General features: G+C 56.3%; 11 protein-coding genes. 5 read left to right on the top strand and 6 right to left on the bottom strand.

Annotated elements, in window-relative coordinates:
• Window positions 1–135 precede the first annotated feature (135 nt).
• Window positions 136–933 (top strand): MerR family transcriptional regulator, encoded by a 798-nt coding sequence (locus tag CQ015_RS08360; RefSeq protein WP_105649846.1) that lies wholly within the window; start codon window positions 136–138, stop codon window positions 931–933.
• Between the two features lie 58 nt (window positions 934–991).
• On the opposite strand, the gene CQ015_RS08355 is transcribed toward CQ015_RS08360, so the two are convergent.
• Together CQ015_RS08355 and CQ015_RS08350 are read right to left on the bottom strand one after the other, a co-directional pair.
• Window positions 992–1,627 (bottom strand): ABC transporter ATP-binding protein, encoded by a 636-nt coding sequence (locus CQ015_RS08355; protein ID WP_105649845.1) that lies wholly within the window; start codon window positions 1,625–1,627, stop codon window positions 992–994.
• Window positions 1,624–3,639 (bottom strand): hypothetical protein, encoded by a 2,016-nt coding sequence (locus CQ015_RS08350; protein ID WP_146114038.1) that lies wholly within the window; start codon window positions 3,637–3,639, stop codon window positions 1,624–1,626. The genes CQ015_RS08355 and CQ015_RS08350 overlap by 4 nt, the downstream gene beginning before the upstream one ends.
• Before the next feature lie 1,407 nt (window positions 3,640–5,046).
• Between CQ015_RS08350 and CQ015_RS08340 the strand changes: the two genes are divergently transcribed.
• Entirely contained in the window at window positions 5,047–5,586 is a 540-nt protein-coding gene (locus tag CQ015_RS08340; RefSeq protein ID WP_105649842.1) for a TetR family transcriptional regulator, read from the top strand.
• A gap of 38 nt (window positions 5,587–5,624) precedes the next feature.
• Here CQ015_RS08340 and CQ015_RS08335 read toward each other — a convergent pair whose 3' ends face one another.
• Window positions 5,625–6,086: a DUF2000 domain-containing protein gene (locus CQ015_RS08335; RefSeq protein ID WP_105649841.1), complete on the bottom strand. Its 462-nt coding sequence runs from the start codon at window positions 6,084–6,086 to the stop codon at window positions 5,625–5,627.
• 49 nt (window positions 6,087–6,135) lie between these two features.
• Here CQ015_RS08335 and CQ015_RS08330 point away from each other — a divergent pair, with 49 nt between their 5' ends.
• Window positions 6,136–6,912 carry an AraC family transcriptional regulator gene (locus CQ015_RS08330; RefSeq protein WP_105649914.1) on the top strand — a complete coding sequence of 259 codons (777 nt, stop codon included), beginning with the start codon at window positions 6,136–6,138 and terminating at the stop codon, window positions 6,910–6,912.
• A gap of 73 nt (window positions 6,913–6,985) precedes the next feature.
• On the opposite strand, the gene CQ015_RS08325 is transcribed toward CQ015_RS08330, so the two are convergent.
• The 3 genes from CQ015_RS08325 to kynU all read right to left on the bottom strand — a co-directional run bounded on the left by CQ015_RS08325 (window position 6,986) and on the right by kynU (window position 10,696).
• A complete protein-coding gene (locus tag CQ015_RS08325; protein WP_105649840.1) occupies window positions 6,986–7,609 on the bottom strand; it encodes a thymidine kinase in 624 nt (207 codons plus the stop codon).
• 301 nt (window positions 7,610–7,910) lie between these two features.
• Window positions 7,911–9,293 carry an amino acid permease gene (locus CQ015_RS08320; RefSeq protein WP_258138089.1) on the bottom strand — a complete coding sequence of 461 codons (1,383 nt, stop codon included), beginning with the start codon at window positions 9,291–9,293 and terminating at the stop codon, window positions 7,911–7,913.
• A 122-nt stretch (window positions 9,294–9,415) separates the two neighbouring features.
• Complete coding sequence (kynU, locus tag CQ015_RS08315; RefSeq protein WP_105569795.1) at window positions 9,416–10,696, bottom strand: kynureninase; 1,281 nt, start codon at window positions 10,694–10,696, stop codon at window positions 9,416–9,418.
• A gap of 106 nt (window positions 10,697–10,802) precedes the next feature.
• On the opposite strand from kynU, the gene CQ015_RS08310 reads away from it, so the two are divergent.
• Window positions 10,803–11,288, top strand: a complete 486-nt coding sequence (locus tag CQ015_RS08310; protein ID WP_105649838.1) for an Lrp/AsnC family transcriptional regulator — start codon at window positions 10,803–10,805, stop codon at window positions 11,286–11,288.
• 194 nt (window positions 11,289–11,482) lie between these two features.
• On the top strand, window positions 11,483–11,923 hold the full coding sequence (locus tag CQ015_RS08305) for a hypothetical protein (protein WP_105649837.1): 441 nt from the start codon (window positions 11,483–11,485) through the stop codon (window positions 11,921–11,923).
• Window positions 11,924–11,934 lie beyond the last annotated feature (11 nt).

Here is an 11,934-nt window from a genome sequence, read left to right as displayed (position 1 = left end):
AGCTAAGCGACCTGTACATTCCGGGAAATTACCGGACCCAGGAATCGCCAATGGCACCCGACACGGTGCAACAATAGCCCCAGAACTAACCGAGGGCTTGACTCTCACACGGTGTCAGGGCGGAGAACTTAAAGCATGTTATCCATTGGGGCGTTTGCGCAGATCGGTCAGGTGACTCACCGGATGCTTCGGCATTGGGACACCGCCGGGCTGCTTGTGCCCGCCGACGTGGACGAGTTCAGCGGCTATCGCTCGTATGATCCGGCGCAGCTAGAACGCCTGCACCGGATCGTTGCGCTGCGGCAGCTTGGTTTTGGCTTGGAAGATATCTCGCTGATTTTAGATCAGGGAGTGGATGCCGACCGCATTGCGGCCCTGCTGCGCGTGCGTCAAGCCGAAGTCGAAGCGGAACACCAACTGGCGACAACTCGACTGTCAGACGTGGAGCGGCGCCTGGCGCTCATTGAACAGGAGAATCTCATGTCCCGCATTGAAATCATCGAAAAACCCCTTACGGCGCTTCGGCTCGCGGCGCAAACAACCACCGTCAGCGAACAACCAGAGATCGCCAACGTCATTGGCAAGATGTTTGATGCTGTGGCTGATGCACTGAACGACGCTGCTCCGGGCATGCCCGTGGCGCAGTACCGTGCGGTGGAGGAAGGAATTCAGGTGGTTGCCGGATACGAGTACTCGGGAGAAGAAACCGAGTTCTTCGACATCGTGGAACTCCCTTCCTCGCCCACGGCAGTGTGCGGCGTGCATCTCGGACCCATGGATCGCATCCATGAAAGTTGGCAGGCGGTGCATCAGGAAATCCTGGCGCGCCAAGGTGTTCCCAACGGTCCCTGCCGAGAGGTCTACGTGCGCTCCGATACGCCTGACCAAGCAAACTGGGTAACCGAACTGCAGCAACCCTACGAACGCGGCTAGCTCCAACTGTTCGCCGGTCGACGAACCCCGGTTCGCCGGCCGGCAAGCGCCGACAAGACTAGTCCAGGGAAATGTAGCCAGAGCAGGACTGCACAACTTCCTTGGAGTGGGTTGCCACGATGACAGCGGCACCCTCCTCAGCGATCCTTTGCAGCTCAGCGAGCACCATGGCTGAGCTAGCCGCATCCAACGCTCCGGTAGGTTCGTCGGCCAGAACGACTGCAGGCTTTTTCACCACCAGGCGCGCCAATGCAATACGTTGCTGCTCACCACCGGACAGCTTGTAGACCAGTTCTTTTCCACGTCCGCCAAGCCCCACTCGTTCCAAAGCAGTTTCGAAATCTGCGGATCGCACAGCCGCTCTCCCTCGTGCGGCCAGGGCGACTACTAGGTTTTCGTTGATTGTCGCGTTCTCGATCAGCGCGTAGTCCTGGAACAAATAACCGAGTGCATCCCGACGGAACAGGCGTTGCCGTTCTGCGTTCAACCGCGAAATGCTGCGGCCGCCGATTTCGATTTTTCCGTGATTCAAATCTTCCAAAAGCCCAATGCAATTGAGCAAGGTCGACTTGCCAGATCCCGAGCGTCCGGTAAGCGCCGTCAATTGCCCGGAGGGAACTTCCAAGCTGAGGTTCTCAAAAAGGACTCGATCTCCGTATTTTTTGGTAGCTTCCCAAATCAGGATGTTGCTCATGCGGTCTCCTCCGAGCGAGTGCGAATCATGGAAAGTGTGCGGAGATGAACCAGGCCAACCAGCACCCCGAGATTTATTACGGCGAGCGCCAAGAGTATCCAGGGTTCCCATACCAGCAGGGCATTGTTCGTCCCATGGTTTGCTGCTGGAGCAGACCCCGAATGCTGTGAAATGAAGGAATAGAGCCACCGGACTGCCGCCCAACAGCACACTGCACCAAACATGATCGCTTCGGCGCGTAGCAGCCAGCTGTGGGTGGTGAAGAACTTCCACCCATGCAAATAGCGCACGAGGATTGTCTGCGCATTACCTCGCACATGGATCTGCGCCATACCTACCGCTGTTGCGAGCAGCACCATCAGTGAGACTAGCGCCAGCGCTACCGTGGTTCTCAGGTCCGAGATCCGCAATGAGTATTCCGATGCCGCAGACTGTGCCACTGGCGTATATGCGGCGATCCATGAGCCGAGGAATTCGTCAGGTGTGTTTTCGGCTGCGACTTCGGCGTCTGTAACCAACACTCGCCCGCGACTCGCGGCAGCCATGTAGTCATCGTCGCTCATGAACCCCGATTCCGGATGGACCACAATGACGACGGAATCCGTGAGTTCAGATGGATACTGTGAGCCATCCGGATGCGGCTCATATAGGAAATGTGATTGTCCGGTCTTGAGGCCAGAAAATTCGAGATGGACGTTTTGCTTGGAGTGGTTCCCAGCTGAAAGACCCAAGAAATCATTGATCTCAGTTTGTGTCATAGATGAACCTTCGGGGAGATAGGCCTTTACCTGACCTGCATCTACCGGCGCAATTTGTTGTCCAGATGGATCAAGAACTGAATTCAACTGCAAATAGGTGTTGTTCACTAGCAGCAGTTCGTAAGCCGTGGCTTTGTCATCATCCAGTGTTTCTGGAAGCGCGAGGATGGTCCGTCCCGCTGCATCTTCTTCCTTCAGCCACGCCCCCGAAGCGATAGCGAGCCGCTCTGTTCCTGCCGGGTTGTTACCTTCAAATCGAATTGTGGCCGCACTTCCCGCGGCGTTCATTGAGCTCCGGGCATCCGCGGCATTTGCTAATGCTCCAGCCGATACAACCACGGCAGCGCACGTAGACACTGCAAGCAGCAATCCGGGAACTCGGACCAAGTACGCGGCCGGTACCGCAATCTTGAATCCAAGTTTTCCTTTGACCCCTTGTAGAATCTTCTGATCCCATACAACCGCCAAGGTCGCCGAGTGGATAAAGAGGGTCAGCATCAGCGCCACAGCAAAAATCCGGCCTGTAGCCCGCATCATGTTGCCGAGTTGGTTGAGGCTATTGTAAAACCACAACCAGACGATGGTCGCAACGAGGACCAACAAGACAAAGAGCAAGACACCCATGAGAACGTCCTTGAGATCTCGAAGGATCGCGTGGCGTTTCTGGGCACCATGTAGCTTTTGAATCGCGTAGGACTTTACGTTCGTCGTGACGGCGATTCCTACCAATAAGGCAACAAGCAACGCGGCAATCAGGGTAGAGAAAGCAAAAGGTCCCTCAAGCAAGAACACTGCGATTGATCCCGCTTCGTGCTGTTCCACGGTATACCCAAGATCAGTGAAGGTACGCGCAACTTTTTCGGCGGCTTCGGAAGGCCCCAACGTGTAGTAAGTTCCACGAGGATCAACTCCGAGAAGTTCGCTGGCATCGTGTATCTGCGTAGACTGTCCGGCGCTGAAGCCCGGGTAACCGTCTTCGAACCATGAGGCCACCGTGCTTTCAGAGTCCCCAAGTTCAACGAAAAAATGACGCAAGCTTGGATCGTGTAAATCAATGGATTCACGAACAATGACAGCATCAGTCGAATTGGCCACGTCGTGAACCAGGGCCGGTAGTCCGGCACCATTAGTTGTGCTTGTATCGCCGCTAACCCTGAGCTGTGTTGCATCTGGAATTGTCACCTCATCGCTCAGTAGCGTGACCATGAATCCGGCAAAGACCGCATAGGTAAATGCCACTGCGATTGCAAGCATTAGCCCTGTATTGCGCATAGGTGCCTACTTTCAAACCAGGACACTTCCTGTATCGCAGTTGTTCGAGATGAGTCTGGTAGCAAAAGACTGCAGGTCAAAACATTATTTCATCAGGTATTGAATAACAATTTCGCTGTATTCAAGTCGCAATAGTTTCGCGGAACCACAAGTGCCTCAACAGGCTAAACCCATTCGGGAGCCAAAAATCGGTGGTCCCCACGGTGAACTTTGACCCGAAACTCACCGGTCAACTAGGACACAGTAGTTGCCGGCGCACCCGAGCTTGATACCGGTGCTGGCATGACGCGGGGATCCTGGCAAGTCACGTACCAAGTGCGATGGTGTTTGTACGTCGCCCAAGCGGGATTTGGCACTCCCCGAAGGATACAGTCAAGACGCTGACACCGAGACCGGCGTAGAGCCTTCGGCTGACCCTCTGGCAACGCTACTGTACTAATCAACGAACTTCACTAGAAATTTACCTGCTCAATGCAGCAAAGGCCGCTGATTCGCCCCTGCCAACTCAGAAGAACTGCAAATGACGCGGAACGTCATTGCATTCCGGTTTTGGATGCCCATAGCGCCGAGCCCGCGCGCCGATGATGAAAGCCAGGCCTGGAAGCAGGAGCCCGATGATAAACGGGAACAGTTCCAAAAGGCACAGGACTCCCGCGACAACGAGGATTGCCGCGTTGGTGCGATAGGACTTTGCAACGCCCCTAGGGCACCTCAAAATATATGGGCGCACGGTAATCCAATAAAGCTACGCCGAAACAAATTGCGCAACGATCAGCAACACAATGTTTCCGCTGAAGCCGACAAGGACTGCGCATCCTGCTGAAAAGGCAAAAAATAGCACCTCAAGATGATGCCGCATGAACCGCCTACTCTCCTGAATGGATGAACAGCAAAAATTCTATCTCGGTAACACTTATTGAGTTGGGGATTTTTGATCAAATACGCAGATCCCCCGTACAACGTGCACACTCCGCTGTTCAAGGGATCTACGTTTAATCAAGCGCGCCGGGGCCCGAAATTGCTAGACGAGCATCGGGACACCCGCAGCTTATGAACCTGTCCGACGTTCCTTGTTTCGGCAGTCTGGTAGTGGTCAGTCTCTAGGCGACTTTCTCGACTGGCATTCCGCCTACCGAACACAAGAAGTTCTCTTCCATCATTACGACGGATCGCAATAGCATCGGTGGCGTCGTCGGCAATCCGTTGTTGATTGGTGTCGGGAAGCTTTCCCGCGAGCATCCGGGGCACGGTGAAACCGCCAGTTCCCAATTGCGCCCATTGTTTTCGCGCCTTTTCGAGTAGGTCTTATCGAGTAGCGAGTCGGAGTACCAGCGCTGCTCTAGGAGCAATAGCAGGATGCGTTGATGCCATGCGACTAGACTAAGTCGCATGGCATTGACTCAGTTAACGGTCGTGAACACAGCGGTCGACATCCTGCAGCAGTTTGGATTGGCTGATCTGTCCATGCGTCGCTTGGCAAAAGAGCTCGACGTTCAGGTTGGCGCCCTGTACTGGCATGTCAAGAACAAGCAAGAGCTACTCGCACAAGTAGCAGCCCAGTTGCTGAACACCGAGCCGCTAAGGGTCAACGCGGAGCATTTCAGTAGCCCAGCGGATGCGGTCCTGCAGCTGAGCAGAAACCTGTATCTGGCATTATTACCAATTCAGGACAGCCCCGAAGTCATCGAAGTTGCCACAGCATTGCAAGTCAAGGAGCTGAACCCCATGCTGCAACTGCGAGAATTACTCGTGAGCGCAGGGCTCTCGGTTGAGCATGCTCGGTTCGGACAGCAGCTGCTCCTGAACCATGTTCTGGGCTCGGTAGCCTACCGGCAAAACCTCGTTCAGCTCGACGTAGACGCACCACAGGCCGATGGTTTTGATTGGGGTCTGCGGTGCGCAATCACCGGGCTGTTCAAGGAAGCTTAACCCTGAGCCCACCTAGCGGTAGCCGCAGCGCAAACGATTTATCGATGCAGCTGAGCGCCCTTGACGGCCCGGTCAACCGCGTTTTTCGGGCCACGTAGCGCAACGCCGGCAAGGTCCAGTTGCTCTGAGGTCACCGCCGCGACTGCGGCCCTGTTAGCGGCGTCGAGTTGCGTGGCAAAAAGATCACGGGTGTAGAGCGCCAAGGGCAGCCCTCGCCCGATCGCCTTGCTGCGAATTTTGCCCAAAGTTTCAGCATCAGCACTCATCACCATTACGGGTTGGCGAAGCATCGGCAAATAGCTGTTTCCGTCCCCGTCCTCATAGTGCTTGCCCACCAAGCCGGGCTCGCTCGTGGCGATACCGGTCATGAGGAACGCCGTGACGTTCAACTCCTGCCAGGGCAAAAGATCCTCGTGCAATACCACAATGACCTTAGTGTCAAAGCGGATCTCAGGGATTTCGGACGTTGATTCTCGGGATGCAATTGCGCTTTCATTCATGCTATTGACCTTGGCACGCGGATCCAGAATTGTATTGTACGTTTATGACATGAGCGATTTAGCGCGAGTCTGGCATCCACAAGTGCCGCTCGTGCAGGAAGTGCTCCACGCTCGGTTCGAGCAGCATGCCTATCCGGCGCATACCCATGACTCATGGACCGTGCTGTTGATTGATGAAGGCGCCGTTTCGTACAAATTGGACCGCACCGCGCACGCAGCAATCCCCGCTTCGATCACGCTGCTTCCGCCAGGCATAGCCCACGACGGACGCTCGGCAATTGAAGGACAAGGATTTCGCAAACGAGTTTTGTACCTGGAACCCGAATGGGTTGATGTAGGGCGTTCTGGCTTGGTAGCCGACCACCCTCGAATCAGCCAAAGTGCCGCCGTCGCTACGGTGAAGTCCATTCATCAGGCGCTCAGTTCCACGGCCGATGGATTAGCTGCAGAGAACGGGGTGCTGGAGCTTCAGTTGCTTGTTTCCTCTTGCTTAGGCGCGCCCGGCTCACAGCTGCGAGACGTTCCGCTGGCACGCAAATTACGCAGCCTGCTTGATGAGCATCTCACCGATTCCTTCACACTCGCCGAGGCAGGGATAGTTCTAGACGCCCATCCAAGCCACTTGGTGCGCACATTTTCCCAAGCCTACGGAATCGCCCCGCATCGTTATGTCACCGGGCGTCGCGTCGATCTCGCTCGCAGGTTGCTCCGTGCCGGCAAGAGTTCGGCCGAAGCGGCCATAACGGCAGGGTTCCACGACCAACCACATATGATTCGGCATTTCCGCAATGTCCTAGGCGCGACCCCAGGGACCTTTATCGCCTGAGCACTCCACCGATTCTAAGTTGACGGACCGCGCAGTTCAGGGATCACCAACAAAAAATGAAAGTCAGTTGGTCTCAGCCTAGGCGCGCGCCAGAAACTTCAAGGTAGCAAGCGGCGCATAGCGATTCGTACCAGACGTCTTCCCCGTCGATGGCCACCTGATCACCGTCGAAGACCACCTGATCACCGACGCGGCGCGTATTGAACATTGCCTTGCGCCCGCAGCGACAGATAGTCTTCAGCTCCTCAAGCGAGTGCGCCAACTCCATCAGGCGTGCGGAACCGGGGAATGCCCGGGTGCGGAAGTCGGTGCGGATGCCGTAAGCAAGCACCGGAACATTGTCTAGGACCGCGATCCGCAATAGGTCGTCTACCTGTTCACGGTTCAGGAACTGCGCCTCATCGACCAGCAGGCATGCCACCGGTGGGGCGTCGACATGTGGCAGCAGGGCATCAGGGTCGTCCCCCGAAGCGATACTGGCGAACTGAGTACGTACATCGCCTTTAGGACCGATAACAAAATCTACTTCGCGCTTCAGTCCAAGTCGCGAAACAATCGAGGTTTCCCCCTTGGTGTCAACACCTGGTTTGGCCAACAAGATTCGCTGACCGCGCTCCTCGTAGTTGAAGGCAGCCTGCAACAAGCTCGTTGACTTACCCGAGTTCATTGCTCCGTATCGAAAATACAGCTTGGCCACATTTGCCCCTTCAAGAAATTGATGCCAGACCTTCACCGGCCCATTACGATCTTAGTGCGCCCGGCCACGCTTGCCGTTTACGCGGTGCTACGCGTGGCCAGACCGTGTGAGAGCCTAGAAATAGCTTCACCAGAGTTATTCATCTCGACTGGATTCTGGAAGCTTTGGCCAGAATTCGACTGATTGGTCACCAGCTCCAGAGTCGGTTGGTGGGTGGCGCGGCTCCCCCGGATCAGCTCAACCTCCAGATCAGAAGATCCTGCCATTATCCGTGGCCCGGTAAAGACTGCCGGTTCGCACTTCAAGCGGCGGTCTTCGCCTGTTTGCGGGCGAAGATGAGCTTATAGAGCAGCGACATCACGACCACAAACGGAATGCCGAAGACCAGGGTGTAGGTGAACTGCTCGGTGAAAAACGAGGTGGCCAGCAAGCCCGTGAGAAGTATCGCGCCAAGCAACGAAGCGGTCGGGTAGCCCGGCAGCCTGAAGTCCAGGCGGATTTGTTCTTTGCCGATGTGTCGGCGGAAGGCTAAGTGAGTTAGGAGAATCATGAACCAGGTGGCGATGGCACCAAAAGTCGCCAGCGAGATCATGATGCCCAGGCCGCCATCCGGGACAAGCCCGTAGACCAGCGCCGCGACAGCAATCCCGCCAGCAGACATCCAGACCGCGTGAATAGGCGAGCCCTTCACGTTGAGCTTTCGTGCAAGAGGTGGAGCATGGCCGGAATCCGCCAAGGAGTTGAGCATGCGAGTCGCCGCATAAAGTTGCGCGTTCATGGCTGAAAGGGCAGCGATGATCAACACGAAGTTCAGCACCGAGTCGGCGAAGGGTACACCCATCAGGCTCATCACGGTCACGAAGGGCGAACCGCCATTGACCAGTTCGCTGGTTGGTGCGATCGCGAGGATCAGCCCCATGGTGAACACATAGAACAGCAACAGGCGCAGGAAAGTCGTCTTGAAGGCTTTGCGCACCGCGATCTGCGGATTGCGTGATTCCGCGGCTGCAATGGAGATTGCTTCGATGCCCATATAAGAGAAAATTGCGACGATCACCGCATTCCAAGTGCCCCAGACGCCGTTGACGAAGAACCCTGATTCGGCGCTGTAGTTGGCGATACCAAACTGGTCATTTGGGTCATGGAATACCAGCCATGCGGCGATAATAATGAAAGCGACGATCGCGAAAACCTTGATCGCGGAGAACCAATATTCAGTGGTTCCAAAAAACTTCACGCTGTTCATGTTCACCGCGAGAAGTGCCAAAGAGAAGACGCTCACCCAGAACAATCCGGGAATATCGGGGAACCAGTACTGCATGTACTCCCCCACCACGCTGACTTCGGTTCCCACCGCGAAGACCAACGCGGACCAGTAAAGGTACTTGGTCAGGTACCCGGCGAAGTGCCCAAGGTACTTCTCCGCGTACACACCGAACGAACCGGCCACAGGTTGATGCACAGTCATTTCCGACAGCGCGCCCATCACCAGCAGGGCGATAATGCCACCAACAACGTAGCTGATGATCACCGAAGGCCCGGCCAGCAGGATGCCAAGCTTGCTGCCCATGAATAGGCCGGTGCCAATCGCCCCGCCGAGGGCGATCATGGTCATCTGGGCCGTGGTAAGCGACTTTTTCAGCCCCATGCCACCCGGTACATTGTTCGCAGGTTCAGTTCCCACGTTGCGCAGCACCCCTCAAAGAAAACGCAGCGAGGCACCAGCTGCCTCGCTGCGTTCAAGCGTACTATCGCCTCGGCTGAGCGGTTTTGGGAGCCATTCGGCGCCCGCGCCTAGTATTCCTGCTATGTCACGGCGTTTCGCACGGCAAACTCTTCGCGTTGCCAGTGGCCTGTGTGCAGAACTTCACGCAAGATCTCCACCGCATCCCAGATATCCGTACGGCTCAGATACAGCGGCGTGATGCCAAAGCGCAGCACCGCAGGCTCCCGGTAGTCACCAATCACGCCGCGTTCGATCAACGCCGCAATGATCTCGTAGCCGTTCGGATGATGGAAACTCACATGGCTTCCGCGCTGCCCATGCTCACGTGGGGTAATCAGCTCGAGCCCGTGTCCGGCACACCGAGTCTCGACAAGTTCGATGAATAGGTCGGTGAGTTCCAAGGACTTCGCCCGGACCAATTCCATCTCGGCTTCCACTGCGATATCCAGGCCCACCTCGATCATCGCCATGGACGTTACCGGCTGGGTGCCGCACATGAATCGGCGTACATCATTTGCCGGGGTGTACTGCTCCGCCATTTCGAAGGGCGCCTGGTGGGACCACCATCCCGTGAGCGGTTGCCAGAAGCGGTCCTGATGCCGGGCGTTGACCCAGATGAAAGCCGGGGATCCCGGGCCGCCGTTGAGGTATTTGTAGGTGCACCCAACCGCGTAGTCGGCCTTTGCGGCGTTTAGATCTACGGGAACGGCGCCGGCAGCATGCGCCAGATCCCAAATTGCCAGTCCCCCCGCTTCGTGGACCGCTTCGGTTATCGCCGCCATGTCCCACATGGAGCCGGTGCGATAGTTAACGTGCGACAGCGAGAGGACCGCGGTGTCCTCGCCCAATGCGGCACGCAGCTCGGTTTCGTTGTCGATCAATTTCACTTCGTAGCGAATGCCGGTTTCTGCACCGACCGAGTTCAGCAACTCGGCGAGACCTTCGGCAATGTAGATGTCGGTGGGGAAATTGTCGCGTTCGGTGATGATCACACGGCGGCCCGGGCCATCGACCTGCTGGATGCGAAGCGCCGAAGCCAAGGCCTTGAAGAGGTTCAGGCTGGTGGTATCGGTAACCACAGTCTCGCCCGGGTTGGCACCAAGCAAGGATCCGAGTTTGTCACCCAACCGAGTGGGCATCTCAAACCATCCGGCGCTGTTCCACGAACGGATCAACCCTTGTCCCCACTCGACATTCACCACCTCTGCAGCACGCTCGGCTGCCCCGGCCGGAAGCGGGCCCAGCGAATTTCCGTCCAGGTACAGCACCCCGTCGGGCAGCAGGAACCGATCCTTGAAGGAGGCTAGCGCATCCTGGCGGTCCAATAGCTCCAACTTTTCTCGACTGACCACTGTGCTCATACTATGTTCGCTTTCTCTGAGAACTCACCTTTGCATTCATCGTAGAATCAACAGTGGAAGATTTGTTTAACTTTCGAACTTTCGCAAAGAACTAGGAGAATATTCCGTGTCAGGTTCAGCATGGGCCAGCTCTGGACCTGCCCAGTCGAATTCCGTTCAGGTGGATGAAACCGATCTTGCGATTCTCGTCGAGCTGCACAAGGATGCGCGGCTGGCCAACAATATTTTGGCTCAACGCGTGGGCCTTGCCCCCTCCACTTGCCTTGGCAGAGTCAAGGCGTTGTGGACCCGCGGCATCATTGAGGGTTACCACGCAAGAATCAATGAAAAACTCCTCGGGGTCACGGTCCATGCCATGATCTCCGTGGTCGTAGCCGCACAAGCCCGCGACCGGATGCTTCCCGCAGCAAAGAACCTAGCTGACCTGCCACAGGTCCGTGACGTATTTGTCCTTGGTGGCACTCCGGATCTGCTGGTCCGCGTGGCCACCCGTTCAATCGATGAGTTGCGCACGTTCGTTGCGAGCCACTTGGGCGCCAATAACGCGTTTTCATCCACGCAAACGAACATCATTTTCGAACACCTGCACTGATCCCGAGCTGCATGGAACATCAGAATCTAGAATTTAAGTCGAACCCGATAATTGTTCAACGCGCGGCGCCCACGCGTCAGAGCATGCTGTCTGCAACATCGGTGACACCAGAGCCCTTCCTCGCGATCAATTTTTCGTGGCGACTTAGGCCACTTCTCATCTTGGTCTAATCTGGCTCAGAGACAATGGGTTGCATGGGATTGGAAACGTTGCGCCGCCTCGCGCTCTCGATCATCGTGATCGTCGTAGTGCTCTTGGGATTTCTAGGTATTCGGCAGGTCATCGCAGACCCAATGGACAAGGATCTGGGCAACGGCTTCATCATTAACGAAGATCGCACCTCACCCACCAGCGAGGTGCCCAACTCCCCGACTTTTACCTCCTCCGAGACTCCCTCGCCTTCTCCATCGCCATCTATAAGCGAGGAACCTACGAAGAGGGCTGCTCCAAGTAAAAGCACCGTCACGGAAACGCCCAAGGCAAAGCCGACAAAGCAGCCCACGGTGAAGCCAAAACCGACCAAGAAGCCGGTGGTCCCGCTGCCACCCTCGGCGAATACTTACGACGATGACGACGACTATGATGACGATTATGACGACGATGACGATGACGAGCTAGACGACGATGACGACTAGGCGCTCATGGT

The sequence above is a fragment of the Arthrobacter sp. MYb221 genome, from assembly GCF_002979835.1.
Classification (GTDB): Bacteria; Actinomycetota; Actinomycetes; order Actinomycetales; family Micrococcaceae; genus Glutamicibacter.
The sequence above is the reverse complement of the archived record's forward strand: the minus strand, read 5'-3'. Positions and strand labels throughout refer to the sequence as shown.

Bases quoted from the DNA above. Each gene is read 5' to 3' on its own strand.
- CQ015_RS08360 (WP_105649846.1), top strand. From the start codon at position 136: ATGTTATCCATTGGGGCGTTTGCGCAGATCGGTCAGGTGACTCACCGG.
- CQ015_RS08355 (WP_105649845.1), bottom strand. From the start codon at position 1,627: ATGAGCAACATCCTGATTTGGGAAGCTACCAAAAAATACGGAGATCGA.
- CQ015_RS08350 (WP_146114038.1), bottom strand. From the start codon at position 3,639: ATGCTTGCAATCGCAGTGGCATTTACCTATGCGGTCTTTGCCGGATTC.
- CQ015_RS08340 (WP_105649842.1), top strand. From the start codon at position 5,047: ATGGCATTGACTCAGTTAACGGTCGTGAACACAGCGGTCGACATCCTG.
- CQ015_RS08335 (WP_105649841.1), bottom strand. From the start codon at position 6,086: ATGAATGAAAGCGCAATTGCATCCCGAGAATCAACGTCCGAAATCCCT.
- CQ015_RS08330 (WP_105649914.1), top strand. From the start codon at position 6,136: ATGAGCGATTTAGCGCGAGTCTGGCATCCACAAGTGCCGCTCGTGCAG.
- kynU (WP_105569795.1), bottom strand. From the start codon at position 10,696: ATGAGCACAGTGGTCAGTCGAGAAAAGTTGGAGCTATTGGACCGCCAG.
- CQ015_RS08305 (WP_105649837.1), top strand. From the start codon at position 11,483: ATGGGATTGGAAACGTTGCGCCGCCTCGCGCTCTCGATCATCGTGATC.